We start from the raw sequence: 17905 nt of genomic DNA on the forward strand, positions 1-17905 counted from the left end.
GCGCTTGCATCGTGCGCACCGGCCGGGCGGCCTGCGCGCCGCCACGAACACATGCCTGCGCCAGACCGGAGAAACCGAGAATGACCTTCGACAAGAACCCGTTTCCTTCAGGCGATGCCGACCGCCATGCGTTGTGGGAGATGCTGGTGCGGCGCGACATCGACGCCTTCATCGGCCAGGACTGGTCCATGGTCGAGCACGATTTCATCGCCGAAAGCTTCTTCGGCATGCATGCGCATTTCCTCGCCAATGCCGATGCCTGGCGGCTGCAGTTCCCGCGGCTGGAGATCTATCGCGACGAGTGGCTGCGCCAGGCCGGGGAGACGGCGGCGACCAAATTCGCCGAGCCGCTGCGCGAAGCGCTGTTTCGCGTCACCAATCTGCGCGACATCGACGTCGACGGCGACCGTGCCGTGCTGCACAAGAAGTTCGACGGCTCCGTCGCCAAGGCGGATGGCAGTGTCGACCGGCTGAAATGGCAGACGCTGTATTTCTGCCGCAAGGTCGAAGGCAGCTGGAAGATCGCCGGCTTCGTCGGCTACATGCCGTATCCGCTGGGGACCTAGCGCTTCCGGGTGGCTGGACCCGGCCCAACAAGAACGGCGGCGCGATAGGCCGGGTTGCCGTACCAGGCCATCCGGTCGAGCTCCGCCGCCCGAACCGGAAGGTCGACGACATCCATGTTCTGTTCGAGCCGGTCTGGCTCGATCCAGGGATCGTTGAGGAAATAGACGCCGTCGCCATGGCCATGGACGAGCACCCAATGCGGGCAGGTGTGGCCCATCATCGGCGCCTGATCGATCAGCACCAGCGCCGACAAGCCACGATCGAGCGCCTGGCCGATTTCTTCGAGGGCAAAGGCGCGCGTCTCGACCGGCAATGACGCGGCTTCGGCCTCGCGCTTGAAACCGGCCTGCACGAAGCGCATCAGCCCGCGCCTTTCCTCCGAGCTGGCCCGGTCGAGGAAGACCGGTTCGGCGCTGCTCATGAATATTTCGACCCGCAGGCCGCGCCGGCGCGCCGCCAGCGCCAAGCCGTAGGGGTCGCAGCCGCCCGGACCGCTCGGGCCGATGATGGTGGTGGCCTCGCGCCACAGTTCGACCTCCAGCGCCCGGTCCGGCAGCAAGGCCGGAGCGATCCCGGCCATCGCCATGGCCAGCGCCGACGGCCCGCACGTAAAACCCGCCGTCTGCGGCCAGGATGGCGGAACCTGCCCCTGCCGGCGGGTCGGTTCGTTGCCGATCCAGCGTTGCAGGAACCCGTCGCGGCGCTGCCACTGGCCGCTGATGCGCTGCACCATATCCTCGTCGGCACGCAGGCAGAGCACGTCTTGCGCGAGCGCCTCCTTCTCCAGCGCCTCCAGCAGGCGCGGGCCGTCACTCGCGATGAAGTTCGGAGCAGACCAGAACAGGGCGATGCGCATCATTGCTGCCGCCGGCCGGCGCTGGCCGACCACGATCGCCTCCGGGCGGCCCTCGCTGTAGTGCGCCACGCCGGTGACCCCGGCGATCTCCCGCAGCGCCGCCAGGCGATCGCCAGCCTCGGCCGGCACCGCCGCGATCAGGTCGGCCCAGACGGCCGCGTGTCCGGCCGTGAAGACCGTCATACTGGCCCCTTCGCCTTCAGCCGATACCACAGGCTCCTCGAAGTGCTGCATGACCCGTAAATTAGCCGGACAATGGCCGATCAGTACAGCGTGACGAAGGCCGGGAACAGCAGGCCCGTCTGCCGCAAATACTCGATCAGCTCGATGGCCGGGAAGATGGCGAGGAAATAGAGCCCGTCATGGAAGGTGCGCTTGAGTGCGCGCGTCGAGAACTGCAACTGGTCGTCGTCGCGGTAGAGCAGCGGGTTCGGCCAGAAGCGCGGCGTCGTCTTGATATAGGCGGCATAGGCCTGGCCGAACTTGCCCAGGAGATATTCGGCTTCCTTGCGCGCCGTGACGCGGAAAATGAGGAAGCTGGCCACGCCAAGCGCGGCTGCCGCCACCAGCGAACCGTAGGCCAGACCGATGCCGACCGCGCCCACCGTCGAAAAGAAATAGAGCGGGTTCTGGCTCATCGAGAACGGCCCCGTCGAAACCAGCTCCTCGTTCTTCTTGCCGCCGACATAGAGGATGCTCCACAGCCTGCCGGCAACGCAGGCGAGCACCAGGCAGAAGCCGAAGAATTCGAGCGTTTCGTGACCGTTCGAACCCTCGGCGAGCGCCGGCTTGGTGAGAAACAGCAGCAGCACCGCCAGCACCGCCGCCACGCGCACGAAGATCAGCCGCTTTCGCTGCACGAAGGCCTGTGAAACAGGCTTGAGGGACGCGTAGGTCATTCGTGTCTTCCTGGGCCACGGATTACGGGTTCAGCCACTGGGGCGCGCCATTGATGGCGGATACAAGGCCGCTGCTTCTATCAGCGCAGCACGCGGCGTTCGTAAAGGCCTTTTGCGCCAATCATGGCCATCCTTACGAATTTGTATGCCCCGGGACAGGCAGCAGTGAAATCGCTTGCCTAATGTCGGATGCCGGATCGCTTCCATCCGGTCGCAACCTCGGGACTTGGCCATGCTCTCTCCCAACAAAACCACCGGACCGAGCCGTAACAGGGTTCCGGAGGTCACGCTCGACTTCTGGCTGATCAAACTGATGGCGGTCACCATGGGCGAGACGGCCGCCGATTATCTCGCCGTCAATCTCGGGCTCGGGCTGGTCGTCACCTCGCTGATCATGACCGGCGTGCTGATCGTCGCCCTTGTCCTGCAGTTCGCGCAGAAGCGCTACATACCTTGGGCCTACTGGCTGGCGGTGGTGCTGATCAGCGTCGTCGGCACGCTGATCACGGACAACCTCGTCGACAGTTTCGGCGTGCGCCTGCAGACGACGACGATCGCCTTCTCGGTTGCGCTCGCGGCGACCTTCGCGGTCTGGTACGCAAGCGAGCGGACGCTGTCGATCCACACCATCTCCACCACGAGGCGCGAGATCTTCTACTGGCTGGCGATCCTGCTCACCTTCTCGCTCGGCACCGCCGCCGGCGATCTCGTCGCCGAGAGTTTCGACATGGGCTATCTCACGTCGGGCCTCGTGTTCGGCGGCCTCATCGCGCTGATCGCGCTTGCCTATTATCTCATCCACCTCGACGCCATCCTCGCCTTCTGGCTGGCCTATATACTGACGCGCCCGCTCGGCGCCTCCTTCGGCGATCTTCTGTCGCAGCCGGCCGAACAGGGCGGCCTCGGCTTCGGCACCACCTTCACCAGCCTGATCTTTCTGGGCTGCATCGCAGCACTGGTTCTGTGCATGACGCTGAAGAAAACCGCCGACGATGCCGACGAGATCCTGCTGGAACAGGATTAGGCTTCGGCGTTTGGCGGTCCGTGCCATCCTAGGAACGGGGCCATGCCGGTGATAGCCTGTGCCCGATATCGGCGATCAACCGGAACAGCGATGCGACTTCTTCTTGTCGAGGACGACCACAAGACGGCGGACTATATCGTCAGGGGACTGACCGAGGCCGGGCATGTCTGCGACCTCCTGCGCAACGGCCATGACGCGCTTTTCGCCGCCACCAGCGGCAACTATGACGTGATCGTCGCCGACCGCATGATCCCAGGCCTGGACGGCCTGTCGATGATCAAGGCGGTGCGTGCGGCCGGCGTGCGCACGCCGGCGATCTTCCTCACCTCCATCGGCGGCATCGACGACCGCGTCGAGGGCCTGGAGGCCGGCGGCGACGACTATCTGGTCAAGCCCTTCGCCTTTTCCGAGCTGCTTGCCCGCATCAATGCGCTCGGACGCCGGCCGGCGGCGCAGGAGCAGAAGACGACGCTGCGGGTCGGCGACCTCGAGATGGACCTCATCATGCGGCGTGTCACGCGCCAGGGCCAGCCGATCGACCTGCAGCCGCGCGAATTCAGCCTGCTGGAGGTGCTGATGCGCGGCGAGGGCCGCGTGATCACCCGCACCATGCTTCTGGAGCGCGTCTGGGACTTTCATTTCGATCCCAAGACCAGTGTTGTCGAGACCCATATCAGCCGGCTGCGGGCCAAGGTCGACAAGCCGTTCGAGGCCCAGCTCATCCACACCATCCGCAACACCGGCTACAGCCTGCACGCGCCGCTAGCGCCATGACCGGAAGCTGGTCTCGCCTGCTGCGCAGCACACCGTTCCGGCTCGCCCTCACTTTCGCCTTCCTGTTCATGCTGGCCTTCATCCTGTCGGGCGCCATCGTCTACCAGATGATGAGCGCCGATCTGGCCGAGCAACTCGACGACACCATCAAGGAAACCTACGCCGTCATCGCCGCGAGCCATGCCGACAATGATCCCAAGGAACTGGTCGAGACCGTCGAGAGCCACGCCACGCGCAGCCCGAAGAAGGAGCAGCTGTTTTCGCTGACCGACGCTGCCGGCAACCGGCTGGCCGGCAACTTCACCGCAGCGGGACTTCCCGACGGCTTTTCGATGTTCGGCGCCGAAATGCCCGGCCTGCCCCAGGGTGCTCAGTACCGCGCCTATTCGGGCGCGGTCGGCAACAACACCCTGACGGTCGCCATCAGCCTGTCCGAGACGGAGGAACTGGAGACGATCATGCTGATGAGCTTCGGCTGGGCGACCCTGATCGTCACCGGGCTGGCGGTCGCCGGCGGCGCCCTGCTTGCCTCGCGTGTCCAGCGCCGCCTCGACGGCATCGCCGCCACCATGGTCGATGTCTCGCATGGCCGGCTGGATACCCGCATTCCATTGACCGGCAACGGCGACGACATCGATGTCGTCTCCAGCCAGGTCAATGCGGCGCTCGACCGCCTGTCGGCGCTGGTCGAAGGCATGAGGCAGGTCAGCGCCAACATCGCGCACGACCTGAAGACGCCGCTCAACCGGCTGCAGATGATCCTCGACAGCGCGTCGGAAAAGCACCTGTCGGGGGAGAAAGTCGCCAGTGAACTGGCCGAGGCGCATGCCGAGAGCCTGCAGATCAACGAGACGTTCGACGCGCTGCTGCGCATTGCGCAGATCGAGGCCGGCGCGCGCAAGGCGCGGTTCACCGATGTTGGCCTCGGCGAGATCCTGCAAACCATCGCCGAGATCTACTCCGAGGTGGCCGAGGATGACGGCAAGTCGCTGTCGTCGGTCGAGCTGCATCGGGCCGCCGGCCGCATCCATGGCGATCCGGAACTGTTGACGCAGATGTTCGCCAATCTGGTCGAGAACGCGCTGCGCCATTGCCCGCCCGGCACGACGATCAAGCTGTCGGTGGCGCGCGACGGCGACCATGTCCTGGCCGCAGTCGCCGACAATGGACCCGGCATTCCCCCGGACGAACGCGAAAAGGTCTTCCAGCGGCTCTACCGGCTGGATCACAGCCGCTCGACGCCGGGCAGCGGCCTTGGGATGAGCCTCGTCAGGGCCATCGCCGATCTGCACGGCGCATCGATTGCGCTTGAGGATTGCGCGCCTGGCCTCAGCGTGGTGGTGAGCTTTCCGCTGGCGACGGATTAGCCGACAAATGACCGGTGCCGGCCAACACCAGCTCGGGTTCCTCGCCCTCGTAAAGGGGGGAGAGATGGCCTACGCCACGCACACATCTTCTGTGACTGGCATGACTGATCGGCCCGAGGCTTGATTGCCACGTGGTTCCCCCAATCCGTCGCTGCTTCGCAGCGCCACCTTTCCCCCCTCCGGAGGGAAAGGAAGGGAGCTTTGCTGGACGAGCGTTGACGGCAAAAAGCTTGGCGCCTTTCCTCTACCCCGTCGATCGGGGGGTCCGAAGGACGGGCGAGACCCGTGGCTCGCCCCGGCAGTGGCTCGGCGAAGCCGAGACGGAGTGGGGGTCGACCAGCGCCGCATAAGAGAACGCATGCGCCAAGCTGCCCTGCACGCTATCGCCAAAGACCAGCCGCTTGGAAATGTGTGCCGTAGCGCCTCTGGCGGGGGCGAGGAACCCAAGCCTTGAGAGGCCCACTCATCGGTCAATCCGTGTTGACAAAATAATCGATGACGAGGTCCGCTCGACACCGTCCATGGCGCCGATCTGGTCGAGCAGCGCGTCGAGGTCGCGGATCGACGGCGCGTCGACGATGACGATCATGTCGAAATTGCCGCTCACCGAATGCAGCGTCCTGACCGGCGGCAGCGCCTGCAGCGCGCGCACCACCTTGTCGGCGAGCTTGGGCGTCACGGTGAGCAGAACATGCGCCTTGACCAATCCCTGCTCATAATCCGGTGAAAGCTTGACGCCGTAGCCTGATATGATGCCGCGCTGTTCCAGCCGCTCGATCCGGCTCTGCACCGTGGTGCGCGACACGCCGAGCCGCCGCGCCAGTTCGGCGGTCGAGGCGCGGGCGTTGGAACGCAGCAGGGAAAGCAGCGCCTGTTCGGCTTCACTGAGCATTTCGACGATCTCCTTCGGCGGATCGACTAAAGATAGGGTACACTCTGCCAGATTTCACGCTTCCTTTCGACAGGCAAGCTGCGATGATTCACGCTAGGTAATCAAGACTGGCAGGGGTATTTGACCATGAACAACATCGTTATCGTCGGCGCCGGCAAGATCGGCTCGACCATCGCCGAAATGCTCGCCGCGACCGGCGACTACCACGTCACCCTCGTCGACCGCTCGGCGGCGCAGCTCGCCGCGGCCGAAGCCCCCGCCGGCGTCGAGACGCTCGAACTCGATATCGCCGCGGCCGGCGCCCTGGAAGCCGCACTCGCCGGCAAGTTCGCGGTGCTGAGCGCCGCCCCCTTCCATCTCACCACGCGCATCGCCGAGGCGGCGGCAAGTGCGGGCGTGCATTATCTTGACCTCACCGAGGATGTCGTCTCGACCCGCCGCGTCAAGGAACTGGCGCGTTCGGGCAAGAGCGCCTTCATCCCGCAATGCGGCCTGGCGCCGGGCTTCATCTCGATCGTCGCCAATGATCTGGCCAGCCGCTTCGACACGCTGGAAAGCGTGCGCATGCGCGTCGGCGCGCTGCCGCAATACCCGTCCAATGCGCTGAACTACAACCTGACCTGGAGCACCGACGGCGTCATCAACGAATATTGCGAGCCCTGCGAGGCGATCGTCGAGGGCGAGCTGATCGAAGTGCCGCCGCTCGAAGAGCGCGAGGAATTCTCGCTCGACGGCGTCACCTACGAGGCGTTCAACACGTCGGGCGGGCTCGGCACCTTGGCCGAGACGCTGAAGGGCAAGGTGCGCACGCTGAACTACCGCACCATCCGCTATCCCGGCCACGCCGCCATCATGAAGGCGCTGCTCAACGATCTCGGCCTGCGCCACCGCCGCGACGTGCTGAAGGACATTTTTGAAAGCGCGCTGCCGGCGACGCTGCAGGACGTCGTCATCGTCTTCGTCACCGTCTCCGGTCGCCGCAACGGCCGCCTGCTGCAGGAAACCTACGCCAACAAGATCTATTCGCAGCGCGTCGGCGACCAGCTGCGCAGCGCCATCCAGATCACCACCGCGTCCGGCATCTGCGCCGTGCTCGACATGCTGGCCGACGGCAGCCTGCCAGCGACCGGCTTCGTCAAGCAGGAAGACATCGCGCTCGATGCTTTTCTGGCCAACCGCTTCGGCCGCGCCTATGCCCAGCATGAGATGGTGAGCCGGCTGGCGGGGTGAGGAGCCTGGATAGGTTCGCGCCTTTCCTCTCCCCCGTCGATCGGGGGAGAGGTGTCGAGCGAAGCTCGACGGAGGGGGGGTCGACCCGGCTCGGTCGTTGTGATTTCAAGTCCGGCCGACGATTAGTTCTGACTGAAGCCGCGCGGTGACTTACCAGCGGCGGCGCGATTGACGAGCGGCTTCCCCCACTCCGTCGCTGCTTCGCAGCGCCACCTCTCCCCCCTCCGGAGGGAGAGGAACAAGGAAGAACCGCCCCTCAGATATGCAGCGCGTGCCCGAGCGCCTTGAGCGCCGCTTCCTGGAACCCCTCGCCTTGCGTCGGATGCGCATGGATGGTGCCGGCGATGTCCTCCAGCCGCGACCCCATCTCCAGCGCCAGGCCGAACGCCGCCGCCAGTTCCGACACGCCCTGCCCGGCCGCCTGGATGCCGAGCACCAGATGGTTGTCGGCGCGGGCTACGACGCGGACGAAACCATCCTCGCCGAGCTTCGTCATCGCCCGTCCGTTGGCGGCGAACGGGAACAGCCCGACCTTGATCTCGCCCTGGGCCTTGGCTTCCTCGGGCGACAGCCCGACAGTGACCAGCTCCGGATCGGTGAAGCACACCGCGGGGATCGCGCGCTTGTCCCAGCTGCGCTTGTGGCCGGCGACGATCTCGGCGACCATTTCGCCCTGCGCCATCGCCCGGTGCGCCAGCATCGGCTCGCCGGTGACGTCGCCGATGGCGAAGATGCCGCGCATCGAGGTGCGGCACTGATCGTCGATCCGGATGAATTTGCCTGACCTATCGAGGTCGATCTGGTCGAGGCCCCAGCCTTCGGTCACCGGCTTGCGGCCGACCGTCACCAGGATCTTGTCGGCGGAAACTTTTGCATTCTTGCCGTCCGCCGTCTCGACCAGCAGCGCGTCGCCCTTGCCCGCCTGTCCCTGGGTCGACAGCCCCTTGGCCTTGGCCCCGGCCATGACTTCGATGCCAAGCGCCGCGAGCCGCTTCACGACAGGCCGGGTCAGCTCGGCGTCATATTGCGCCAGCACGCGCGGCAAGGCCTCGACCACGGTCACGTCGGCACCCAGCTTTGCGAAGGCCATGCCAAGCTCCAGCCCGATATAGCCGCCGCCGACCACCGCAAGCTTCTTGGGCACCGCACTCAACGCCAGCGCGTCCGTCGACGATATCACAAGCCCGCCAAAGGGAAGGAACGGCAGCTCGACCGGCGCCGAGCCGGTGGCGATGACGATCGTCTCCGCCCGGATCACCTGGCTTCCCGTCTCGGTCTCGACCTCGACGGTCTTGCCGTCGCGGAACGTCGCCCAGCCATGCACGGTCTTCACCCCGGCCTTCTTCAGCAGGCCGGCGACGCCGCTGTTGAGCCGGCTGACGATGCCGTCCTTCCAGGCAACGGTTTTGCCAAGATCGAGCACGGGCGCCGATAGCGAAATGCCGAGCGGGCTCTTGCCGCCGGCCATGTGCGAGACCTTGTCGAACTCCTCCGCCGCATGGATCAGTGCCTTGGACGGAATGCAGCCGACATTGAGGCAGGTGCCGCCGGGCTTCGCAACCTCGACGATGACCGTATCGACGCCGAGCTGGCCGGCACGGATGGCGCAGACATAACCGCCCGGACCGGCGCCGATGACCAGCAGCTTGCAGGAGATTTCTTTCATCATCGCATCCTAACTGGTTGTCGCGCTGGATCGGAAATAACAGTCTGTCGAGATCCTTCGCGCCCCCCTCTGTCCTGCCGGACATCTCCCCCACGAGGGGGGAGATTGGCGCTGTCCCGCGGCATCTCAATTGTCCCGCCCCTCAATCCACAAAGATCAGGGCCGGCGTTTCCAGCAGCGCCTTGATGCGCTGCACGAACACCGCGGCATCCCAGCCGTCGATCACCCGGTGGTCGAAGCTGGACGACAGGTTCATCATCTTGCGCGGGATGAACTGCGTGCCGTCCCACATCGGCCGCACCATCATCTTGTTGACGCCGATGATGGCCACTTCCGGATGGTTGATGACCGGCGTCGTCGCGATGCCGCCCATGGCGCCGAGCGAAGTGATGGTGATGGTCGAGCCGGACAGCTCGTCGCGCGTCGCCGTGCCGGACTTGGCCGCCTCGGCCAGCCTGTTGACCTCGGCGCCGCAATCCCAGATGTCGCGCGCCTCGGCATGCTTGACGACAGGCACCACCAGCCCGGACGGCGTCTGTGCGGCGATGCCGATATGGACGCCGCCATGCTGGTGGATGATGCCGGCCTCGTCGTCGAACAGCGAATTCAGCTGGGGCTGGTCCGCGATCGCCTTGACCATCGCCCGCATCAGGAACGGCAGCAGCGTCAGCTTCGGCCTCTCTCCAGCACCCTTGGCCGCGCGCTTTTCCTTGTTGAGCGCGGCGCGCAAGTCCTCGAGCGCCGTGACGTCGATCTCCTCGACATAGGTGATGTGCGGGATGCGCGACTTGGACAGCGTCATCTTCTCGGCGATCTTGCGCCGCAAGCCCACCACCTTGATATCCTCGACCGAATCGTTGCGCGCCAGGCCCGATGCCTTGGCGACCTGCGGCCCGCGCGCCAGGAACGCCTCGATGTCGTCATGGCCGATGCGGCCGGCCGGGCCGCTTCCCGCGACCTGCCTCAGATCGATGCCCGCCTCCTTCGCGCGCAGCCGCACCGCCGGCGATGCCAAAGGCTTTTCACCCTCCGGGCGTGGCGCGCCGGAGACGGACCTCTGCCCGGTGTTTTTCGCAACGGCCGGAGCAGGTTTCGCCTCCGGGGCGTCGGCCTTTGGCGAGGCCTTCGCGATCGGCGCGGCGGTCTCCGGCTTCGGCGTTGGAAGCTTCGTCGGCGGCTCGGCGGCCACCGCCTCGGCCTTGGCATCGCCCTGCGGCTTTGCATTGCCCTCGCCCGCCACCTTCAGCCGCACAATAGGGGAGCCGATCGCCACGGTGTCGCCGATCTCGGCGCCCAGCCACAGGATCTCGCCATCGACGGGCGACGGGATCTCGACCGTCGCCTTGTCGGTCATGACGGCGGCCAGCACGGTGTCCTCGCGCACCATGTCGCCGACCTTGACGTGCCATTCGACGAGTTCGGCCTCGGCGACGCCTTCGCCGACATCGGGCAGCTTGATGATGTGCTCGCCCATGTCAGGCCTCCATGGTTTCGATGAGCGCGCGGCCGACCCTGGCGGGACCAGGGAAATAGTCCCATTCCTGCGCGTGCGGATAGGGCGTGTCCCAGCCGGCGACCCGCGCCACCGGCGCCTCCAGATGGTAGAAGCAGTTTTCCTGCACCAGCGCCGACAGCTCGGCGCCGAAGCCGGAGGTCAGCGTCGCCTCGTGCACGATGACGCAGCGCCCGGTCTTCTTCACCGAAGCGACGATGGCGTCGAGGTCGAGCGGCAAGAGCGTCCTCAGGTCGATGATCTCGGCATCGATGCCGGTCTCTTCGGCCGCGGCCTGGGCGACATAGACCATGGTGCCGTAGGTGAGCACGGTGACCGCCGAGCCGGCCCTGCGGATCGCCGCCTTGCCGAGCGGCACGGTGTAGTGCCCGTCGGCGACCTCGCCGAGCTCATGCTTCGACCAGGGCGTCACCGGGCGGTCGTGATGGCCGTCGAAGGGGCCGTTGTAGAGCCGCTTCGGCTCGAGGAAGATCACCGGATCGGGATCCTCGATCGCCGCGATCAGCAGCCCTTTGGCATCATGCGGATTGGACGGCACCACCGTCTTCAGCCCGGACACATGCGTGAACAAGGCTTCCGGGGACTGGCTGTGCGTCTGGCCGCCAAAAATGCCGCCGCCGGTCGGCATGCGGACCACGATCGGGCAGGTGAAATCGCCGTTCGAGCGGTAGCGCAGCCGTGCCGCTTCCTGGGTCAGCTGGTCGTAGGCCGGATACATGTAGTCGGCAAACTGAATTTCCACGCAGGGCTTCAGCCCGTAGGCGGCCATGCCGATGGCCGAGCCGACAATGCCGGATTCGTTGATCGGCGCGTCGAAGCAGCGGCTCTTGCCGTATTTGGCCTGCAGGCCTTGCGTGCAGCGGAAGACACCGCCGAAGAAGCCGACATCCTCGCCGTACACGACGACGCGTTCGTCGCGCTCCATCGACACGTCCATGGCGTCGCGAATGGCCTCGATCATGGTCCGTCTTGGCATGGCTCAGACTCCCGCCTGCTGGCGCTGGCGCCTGAGATGCGGCGGCATCTCGGCGTAGAGCCCCTCGAACATGTCGCGCGTCGACGGCTTGCCGCCGGCATGCAGCGTGCCGTGGCTTTCCGCCTCCTTCTGCGCCGCGATCACCGTGTCGAGGATTTCCGCCTCGGCCTGCGCGTGCCGCTCGTCCGACCAGACGCCGAGCCCGATCAGATGGTTCTTCAGCCGCACGATCGGATCGCCGAGCGGCCAGGCGTCGGATTCGGTCTTCGGCCGGTAGGCCGAGGGATCGTCCGAGCTCGAATGGGCGCCGGCGCGGTAGGTGACATATTCGACCAGCGTCGGTCCGAGGTTCTTGCGCGCGCGTTCGGCCGCCCATTTGGCCACCGCATGGACGGCGAGATAGTCGTTGCCGTCGACCCGAAGCGACGGGATGCCGAAGCCGAGACCGCGCGCCGCGAAGGTGCCGGAGCCGCCGCGCGCTATGCCTTGAAAGGTCGAGATCGCCCACTGGTTGTTGACGACATTGAGCACGACCGGCGCCTTGTAGGTGGAGGCGAACACCAGCGCCGAGTGGAAATCGGATTCCGCCGTCGAGCCGTCGCCGATCCAGCCCGCCGCGATCTTCGAATCGTTCGAAATCGCCGAGGCCATCGCCCAGCCGACCGCCTGGATATACTGCGTCGCCAGATTGCCGGAGATGGAGAAGAAGCCGTGCTCCTTCGACGAATACATGATCGGCAGCTGCCGGCCCTTCAGCGGGTCGGCCTCGTTGGAGTAGATCTGGTTCATCATCGTGACCATCGGATAGCCGTCGGCGATGAGCAGGCCGGCCTGCCGATAGGTCGGAAAATTCATGTCGCCCGGCGCGAGTGCCTTGCGGAAGGCGCAGCTCACCGCCTCCTCGCCCAGATGCTGCATGTAGAAGGAGGTCTTGCCCTGGCGCTGCGCCATCTGCATGCGCGCGTCGAAGGTCCTGAGCGTCATCATGTGGCGCAGGCCTTCCAGCAGCTCCTCGTTGGAGAGCAGCCCGGCCCACGGGCCGACGGCTTCGCCATCGCGGTTCAGCACGCGGATGATGGAGAAGGCCATGTCGCGGATGGTGCGCGGATCGACATCGATGTCGGGGCGCGGCACCGAGCCGGCGGCTGCGATGGTCACGTTGGAGAAATCAGGCGTGCCGCCCGGCCGCACTTCCGGCTCCGGAACGTGGAAACGCAACATCCCAGCATCGGCCATGACCTTCGTCCTCCAATGTTGCCTGGCGCCGATATTTGCACATCCGCGCGTCCAGTGCGAATTCGCCGAAGGTCGTCGGACCGGCCGCGCCGGCCGATCCAGCCTCCCTGCGCCAAGATGAAGATATGTCCGCGAAATTTCTTGTCGATGTTTCACGGCGGCGCGCAATTTGGCGCAAGCTTGGGCCGGGCTTGTCGTCAGATAAGGCGATTGGCGCCGCGCCTTTCCTCTCCCCCGTCGATCGGGGGAGAGGTGTCGAGCGAAGCTCGACGGAGTGGGGGTCGACCTGACTCGCCCGTCGTTACTTCAAGCCGGACAATGCCCTCCGCCCTTATCGAGGCCCTGTGATGAGTTGTCAGCGGCGGCGCATTTGAGGACCGCCTTCCCCCACTCCGTCGCTGCTTCGCAGCGCCACCTCTCCCCCCTCCGGAGGGAGAGGAAGCGCGTCGAGCTCGACGAAACCGCGCCTTGTCCTGTCGACAGGTGGGCAACAGTTTGAACCGGATACATGGGTAACAGTTCTCTCCCTACGTGTCCGCCGCCGCGCCAAGCGGTTTGGTGGGCGCCAAGCTTGCCGAACTCGCGCTTTTCCTCTCCCCCGTCGATCGGGGGAGAGGTGGTTCGGCGAAGCCGAGACGGAGTGGGGGTCGATCTTTGCTTCCAAATCCGCGTTTCTCCCCTCCCGTCTATCGAAGTCGTTCACCTCGCCCTCGTGCCATGCTAACCACCCCCCATGGCACAGAAGAAAGCTTTCGAGGTCGATTCCTGGCTCGCGCGGCCTGACGCGCGCATGTCCATCGTCCTGCTCTACGGCCCCGATCGCGGCCTCGTCTCCGAGCGTGCAAAGGCCTTTGCCGAAAAGACCGGCCTGCCGCTCGACGATCCCTTTTCCGTGGTCCGGCTCGAGGGTTCGGAGGTCGACCGCGACGAGGGCCGGCTGCTCGACGAGGCCCGCACCGTGCCGATGTTCTCCGACCGCCGGCTGCTTTGGGTGCGCAATGCCACCGGCCAGAAGGCGCTGGCCGAGGACGTCAAGGCGCTGACGGCGGAACCCGCGCGCGATGCCATCATCCTCATCGAGGCCGGCGATCTCAAAAAGGGCGTCGGCCTGCGGGCCGTGGTCGAAGCTGCGGACAACGCCATGGCGCTGCCTTGCTACGCCGATGAGGCGCGCGACATCGACACGGTCATCGACGATGAATTGCGCAAGGCCGGCATGTCGATGACGCTGGAGGCAAGACAGGCGCTGCGCCGCAATCTCGGCGGCGACAGGCTCGCTTCGCGCGGCGAGATCGAAAAGCTCATCCTCTACGCCCACGGCCAGAAGGAGATCGGCCTGGAGGATATCAGGGCGATGTCGGGCGACGTGTCAGGCGCCTCGTTCGACGACGCCGTCGACGCGCTGCTCGAAGGCAAGATCGGCGACTTCGACACCGCCTTCACCCGCCACTGCCAGTCGGGCGGCCCGCCCTTCCTGGTGCTGTCCTCGGCGATGCGCCAGTTCCACCAGATTCAAATCATGCGCGGGCAGATGGACTCTGGCGGACGCAATGCCGCGTCGGTCGTCGCCGGCGCGCGCCCGCCGGTTTTCTTTTCGCGGCGCAAGCTGGTGGAGAAGGCGCTGGAGCGCTGGAGCAGCGATGCGCTGAGCCGCGCACTGACCCGGTTGCAGACCGCGGTGCTGCAGACCCGCAAACGGCCCGATCTGTCCGAGGCACTGGCGCGCCAGGCGCTGCTCGGCATTGCGGTGGAAAGCGCCAGGCTGGGGCAGCGTTAGAGCAATTCCAGGAAGAGTGTGAGCGGTTTTCCCGGGGAAGCGCGTAGCACCTTCCCTTGGCAATTGCGCCAAAACAAAGAGTCGATCTTCGCCTTTTCGGCGCCGGGCGCTGCCTATAAGTCAATCCATTGTCATGGCGCCCAGCGGTTGGAAGGTCGGCGGCGCCAACGGCTACTGGCCGGACCAATTGATCGGGGCGTAATGTCCGTTTTGGCCGGAATTGTCCCAGCTCATGCCATGATCGCTGAACGTGCTGCCTTCCGCCCCCATCGCCATGCCGAGCCAGTCGGGATTGACGGGATGGCCGGTGGCCGCCCACATCTGCCCGTCCTCGCGCATCGTCGGCAGCGGTTCGACCGCCATCTGCATGACGCCGGCAATCGCCGCCGACCGCTTCTTGCCGTCTATCCGGTAGTCTATCGGCACCTTCTTGGCGCCGAGGTTCGTGCCGATCAAGGGTGCCAACACCGCCATCGGGCCACCCGCGGCGCCAGTGAAGATGGCCCCCAGCGCCTCTGTCTGCCCGTCATCGGCCCGTTCGTCGATATAGGCGGCGGCCGTCCAATTGCCGTCTGCCATCGGACCCGGCGTGTGAGCGACCAATGCGACACTGAGCCCGTCCAATCGAACGTCGCCGTAATTGCCCGTATCGATGTGAAAGACCAGGCCGACGTCGCAAACGCCTTTCGTCGGCCTCGATGTCAGCTGCGCCTTGGTGGACAGCAGGCAAGGACACACGACATCGCAGCTGCAATTTTCGAAGTAACTTCCGGACAATTGCCAACGGACTGCCACTTGCACCTCCCATGCGTCAGGCGCGTCGGCATATCATTCTGGCGAGGCGATGCCATTTCACGACTATTGCTGGAATGGCAAACAGCCCTCGCCGCAACCGGCACGCTAGGGCAATTAATTTAAGCCATATCTAATATTAATTACGCCGTTGCCTGGCACTGTCAAGCCGCGGGCACCAGGGCTGGCGATTGGCGAAATCGGCAACGCTGCAATCTCCCCCCTCGTGGGGGAGATGCCCGGTAGGGCAGAGGGGGGGCGCCGTAGAGCGCTGCCTCGGCCAGCTTCGACTGGCCGAGAGACTTACCTGAAGCTGCATCACTATCCATTGAGATGTCGGCGGGCCAGCGCCCCCCTTCTGGCTTGCCAGCCATCTCCCCCACAAGGGGGAGATCGGCCAATCGCCTACCGCCGCCGCCAGCATCGCCCCCATCAGCTCGTGTCGCCAGCCCTGGCAAAACGAAAGGGCTGACCCAACTGCCAGCCCCCTTTTTCTGCGTTAAATCAAGCTTCCGCTTGATGTCATTCGCCGGCTAACTACCGCTCCTGCTTCAATCTCCGGCACAGCTCGTCCAGTTGCTCCAGCGAGCGGTAGGACACCCGCAGCTCGCCGCCCTTGCCCTTGTGATCGATGGCCACGATCATGCCGAGCGTATCGGTCATCAGCTTTTCCAGGGCCAGCGTGTCGGTATCCTTTTCCGGCGCGGCTTGCGGCTGCTTCGGCTTGGCCGGCGTGGGGCCGGTCGGCATCTGCGCCAGCGCTTCGGCCTGGCGCACGGAAAGCCCTTCCTCGACGATGCGCTTGGCAAGGCCGGCCGGATCTTCCGCCGTCACCAGCGTGCGGGCATGGCCGGCCGACAGCGCGCCGTCGACCAGCATGTCGCGGATGACATCCGGCAGCTTCAGCAGCCGGAGCGTGTTGGCGACATGGCTGCGGCTCTTGCCGATGACATTGCCGAGATCGGCCTGGGTGTAGCCGTGCTCGTCGATCAGCTGCTGGTAGCCCAGCGCTTCCTCGACGGCGTTGAGGTCGGTGCGCTGGACGTTCTCGATGATCGCCAGCTCGAGCGCGGTGCGGTCGTTGACCTCGCGGATGATGACCGGGATCTCGGTCAGCCCGGCCCGCTGCGCCGCCCGCCAGCGCCGCTCGCCGGCGATGATCTCGTAGCGCCCCGCCTGCGTCGGCGACGGCCGCGCCACCACCGGCTGCACCACGCCATGTTCGCGGATCGACTGGGCAAGGTCGGTCAGTTCGGCGTCGCCAAAGTGCCGGCGCGGATTCTTCGGGTTGGGGCTGAGAAACTCGATCGGCACCTTGCCGTCGGCGCTCATCCCGGGCTTTTCCGGAGCCGCCGGGCGATCGATCTCGCCGATCAGTGCCGCCAGTCCCCGGCCCAGTCTTTTCCTCGAAAGGTCTTCGCTCATGTCTATTCCAGGTCTATTTGGGATAATCGTCTTGAGATCGTTTCGGTATCGAATCGGCCGTTAATTCTGCATCCGATCTAATCAAGCGGCGCGCAATTTGCGCTCGCGGCGGATCACTTCCGAGGCCAGCTGCAGATAGGCCTGGCTGCCCGAGCACTTCAAATCGTAAAGGATCGCCGGCTTGCCATAGGATGGCGCCTCCGACACCCGCACATTTCGGGGGATGATGGTTTCGTAGACCTTGTCGCCCATATGCTGGCGGACATCCTGCACCACCTGGTTGGCGAGATTGTTGCGGCCGTCATACATGGTCAGCACGATGCCCTGGATGGTGAGGTCCGGATTGATCGACCGGCGCACCTGCTCGACGGTTTCCAGCAATTGGCTCAAGCCTTCGAGCGCGAAGAACTCGCATTGCAGCGGCACCAGCACCGAATCAGCCGCCGCCATCGAATTGAGCGTGAGCAGATTGAGCGAAGGCGGGCAGTCGATCAGCACATAGCCGAAACCGGCCGACCGCGCCGAGGCCGCACGCAAGGCGTTGCGCAGCCGCAGCACCCGGTCGGGCGCCGAGGCGATCTCCATCTCGATGCCGAGCAGGTCGAGCGTCGACGGCACGATCGACAGGCCGGGCACGGCGGTCGGAATCGCCGCGGCTTCCAGCTCCAGCTCGCCGGTCAGCACGTCGTAGGACGAGACTGTGCGGTCCTTGCGGTCGATGCCGAGGCCGGTGCTGGCATTGCCTTGTGGGTCGAGGTCGACGATCAGCACCTTTTCGCCGATCGCGGCCAGAGCGGTGGCCAGATTGATGGCGGTGGTGGTCTTACCGACCCCGCCCTTCTGGTTGGCTACGGTGATGATTCGGGGGCCGTTCTTCATGGGTTTATGCCAGAAATTCATTTTTGGGTCGC

General features: G+C 65.4%; 16 protein-coding genes. 6 read left to right on the plus strand and 10 right to left on the minus strand.

Annotated elements, in window-relative coordinates; all coding sequences use genetic code 11:
• Positions 1–80: 80 nt before the first annotated feature.
• Positions 81–566, plus strand: coding sequence for a hypothetical protein (locus CK227_RS30435; RefSeq protein WP_095775583.1), 486 nt, complete (start codon positions 81–83; stop codon positions 564–566).
• Here the strand turns inward: CK227_RS30435 and CK227_RS30440 are convergent.
• Positions 563–1606, minus strand: coding sequence for a peptidase C39 family protein (locus CK227_RS30440; RefSeq protein WP_245318349.1), 1044 nt, complete (start codon positions 1604–1606; stop codon positions 563–565). The genes CK227_RS30435 and CK227_RS30440 overlap by 4 nt on opposite strands.
• An 80-nt stretch (positions 1607–1686) precedes the next feature.
• Positions 1687–2322 (minus strand): isoprenylcysteine carboxylmethyltransferase family protein, encoded by a 636-nt coding sequence (locus CK227_RS30445; RefSeq protein ID WP_095775585.1) that lies wholly within the window; start codon positions 2320–2322, stop codon positions 1687–1689.
• Between the two features lie 232 nt (positions 2323–2554).
• Here CK227_RS30445 and CK227_RS30450 point away from each other — a divergent pair, with 232 nt between their 5' ends.
• From CK227_RS30450 to CK227_RS30460, 3 genes are all read left to right on the plus strand, one after another.
• Positions 2555–3346: a hypothetical protein gene (locus CK227_RS30450; RefSeq protein WP_095775586.1), complete on the plus strand. Its 792-nt coding sequence runs from the start codon at positions 2555–2557 to the stop codon at positions 3344–3346.
• A gap of 90 nt (positions 3347–3436) precedes the next feature.
• Positions 3437–4120, plus strand: coding sequence for a winged helix-turn-helix domain-containing protein (locus CK227_RS30455; RefSeq protein WP_095775587.1), 684 nt, complete (start codon positions 3437–3439; stop codon positions 4118–4120).
• The gene (locus CK227_RS30460) at positions 4117–5487 is read left to right on the plus strand and encodes an ATP-binding protein (protein WP_095775588.1); all 1371 of its coding nucleotides are present in this window, start codon (positions 4117–4119) and stop codon (positions 5485–5487) included. The genes CK227_RS30455 and CK227_RS30460 overlap by 4 nt, the downstream gene beginning before the upstream one ends.
• A 463-nt stretch (positions 5488–5950) precedes the next feature.
• On the opposite strand, the gene CK227_RS30465 is transcribed toward CK227_RS30460, so the two are convergent.
• Positions 5951–6379 carry an Lrp/AsnC family transcriptional regulator gene (locus CK227_RS30465; protein ID WP_038650757.1) on the minus strand — a complete coding sequence of 143 codons (429 nt, stop codon included), beginning with the start codon at positions 6377–6379 and terminating at the stop codon, positions 5951–5953.
• A 126-nt stretch (positions 6380–6505) separates the two neighbouring features.
• Here CK227_RS30465 and CK227_RS30470 point away from each other — a divergent pair, with 126 nt between their 5' ends.
• The gene (locus CK227_RS30470; RefSeq protein ID WP_095775589.1) at positions 6506–7609 is read left to right on the plus strand and encodes a saccharopine dehydrogenase family protein; all 1104 of its coding nucleotides are present in this window, start codon (positions 6506–6508) and stop codon (positions 7607–7609) included.
• Between the two features lie 256 nt (positions 7610–7865).
• Here CK227_RS30470 and lpdA read toward each other — a convergent pair whose 3' ends face one another.
• From lpdA to CK227_RS30490, 4 genes are all read right to left on the minus strand, one after another.
• Positions 7866–9275 carry a dihydrolipoyl dehydrogenase gene (gene lpdA / locus CK227_RS30475; RefSeq protein WP_095775665.1) on the minus strand — a complete coding sequence of 470 codons (1410 nt, stop codon included), beginning with the start codon at positions 9273–9275 and terminating at the stop codon, positions 7866–7868.
• 142 nt (positions 9276–9417) lie between these two features.
• On the minus strand, positions 9418–10749 hold the full coding sequence (locus CK227_RS30480; RefSeq protein ID WP_095775590.1) for a dihydrolipoamide acetyltransferase family protein: 1332 nt from the start codon (positions 10747–10749) through the stop codon (positions 9418–9420).
• Between the two features lies 1 nt (position 10750).
• Positions 10751–11764, minus strand: coding sequence for an alpha-ketoacid dehydrogenase subunit beta (locus CK227_RS30485; protein WP_095775591.1), 1014 nt, complete (start codon positions 11762–11764; stop codon positions 10751–10753).
• 3 nt (positions 11765–11767) lie between these two features.
• A complete protein-coding gene (locus tag CK227_RS30490; protein WP_095775592.1) occupies positions 11768–13000 on the minus strand; it encodes a 3-methyl-2-oxobutanoate dehydrogenase (2-methylpropanoyl-transferring) subunit alpha in 1233 nt (410 codons plus the stop codon).
• Positions 13001–13733: 733 nt separating this feature from the next.
• On the opposite strand from CK227_RS30490, the gene holA reads away from it, so the two are divergent.
• Entirely contained in the window at positions 13734–14777 is a 1044-nt protein-coding gene (gene holA, locus CK227_RS30495; protein WP_095775593.1) for a DNA polymerase III subunit delta, read from the plus strand.
• Positions 14778–14948: 171 nt separating this feature from the next.
• Here the strand turns inward: holA and CK227_RS30500 are convergent, their stop codons facing one another.
• The 3 genes from CK227_RS30500 to CK227_RS30510 all read right to left on the minus strand — a co-directional run bounded on the left by CK227_RS30500 (position 14949) and on the right by CK227_RS30510 (position 17873).
• On the minus strand, positions 14949–15578 hold the full coding sequence (locus CK227_RS30500; RefSeq protein ID WP_179296558.1) for a DUF1326 domain-containing protein: 630 nt from the start codon (positions 15576–15578) through the stop codon (positions 14949–14951).
• A 528-nt stretch (positions 15579–16106) separates the two neighbouring features.
• Positions 16107–16994, minus strand: a complete 888-nt coding sequence (locus CK227_RS30505) for a ParB/RepB/Spo0J family partition protein (RefSeq protein WP_095775595.1) — start codon at positions 16992–16994, stop codon at positions 16107–16109.
• Positions 16995–17075: 81 nt separating this feature from the next.
• Positions 17076–17873 carry a ParA family protein gene (locus CK227_RS30510; RefSeq protein ID WP_019862172.1) on the minus strand — a complete coding sequence of 266 codons (798 nt, stop codon included), beginning with the start codon at positions 17871–17873 and terminating at the stop codon, positions 17076–17078.
• Positions 17874–17905 lie beyond the last annotated feature (32 nt).

Source organism: Mesorhizobium sp. WSM4308 (assembly GCF_002294905.1).
Lineage (GTDB): Bacteria > Pseudomonadota > Alphaproteobacteria > Rhizobiales > Rhizobiaceae > Mesorhizobium.

Excerpts from the sequence above, each read along its gene's own strand:
- CK227_RS30445 (WP_095775585.1), bottom strand. The coding sequence starts at position 2,322 with ATGACCTACGCGTCCCTCAAGCCTGTTTCACAGGCCTTCGTGCAGCGA.
- CK227_RS30465 (WP_038650757.1), bottom strand. The coding sequence starts at position 6,379 with ATGCTCAGTGAAGCCGAACAGGCGCTGCTTTCCCTGCTGCGTTCCAAC.
- CK227_RS30455 (WP_095775587.1), top strand. The coding sequence starts at position 3,437 with ATGCGACTTCTTCTTGTCGAGGACGACCACAAGACGGCGGACTATATC.
- CK227_RS30435 (WP_095775583.1), top strand. The coding sequence starts at position 81 with ATGACCTTCGACAAGAACCCGTTTCCTTCAGGCGATGCCGACCGCCAT.
- CK227_RS30490 (WP_095775592.1), bottom strand. The coding sequence starts at position 13,000 with ATGGCCGATGCTGGGATGTTGCGTTTCCACGTTCCGGAGCCGGAAGTG.
- lpdA (WP_095775665.1), bottom strand. The coding sequence starts at position 9,275 with ATGAAAGAAATCTCCTGCAAGCTGCTGGTCATCGGCGCCGGTCCGGGC.
- CK227_RS30480 (WP_095775590.1), bottom strand. The coding sequence starts at position 10,749 with ATGGGCGAGCACATCATCAAGCTGCCCGATGTCGGCGAAGGCGTCGCC.
- CK227_RS30510 (WP_019862172.1), bottom strand. The coding sequence starts at position 17,873 with ATGAAGAACGGCCCCCGAATCATCACCGTAGCCAACCAGAAGGGCGGG.
- CK227_RS30485 (WP_095775591.1), bottom strand. The coding sequence starts at position 11,764 with ATGCCAAGACGGACCATGATCGAGGCCATTCGCGACGCCATGGACGTG.
- CK227_RS30440 (WP_245318349.1), bottom strand. The coding sequence starts at position 1,606 with ATGACGGTCTTCACGGCCGGACACGCGGCCGTCTGGGCCGACCTGATC.
- CK227_RS30470 (WP_095775589.1), top strand. The coding sequence starts at position 6,506 with ATGAACAACATCGTTATCGTCGGCGCCGGCAAGATCGGCTCGACCATC.
- CK227_RS30460 (WP_095775588.1), top strand. The coding sequence starts at position 4,117 with ATGACCGGAAGCTGGTCTCGCCTGCTGCGCAGCACACCGTTCCGGCTC.
- CK227_RS30505 (WP_095775595.1), bottom strand. The coding sequence starts at position 16,994 with ATGAGCGAAGACCTTTCGAGGAAAAGACTGGGCCGGGGACTGGCGGCA.
- CK227_RS30450 (WP_095775586.1), top strand. The coding sequence starts at position 2,555 with ATGCTCTCTCCCAACAAAACCACCGGACCGAGCCGTAACAGGGTTCCG.
- holA (WP_095775593.1), top strand. The coding sequence starts at position 13,734 with ATGGCACAGAAGAAAGCTTTCGAGGTCGATTCCTGGCTCGCGCGGCCT.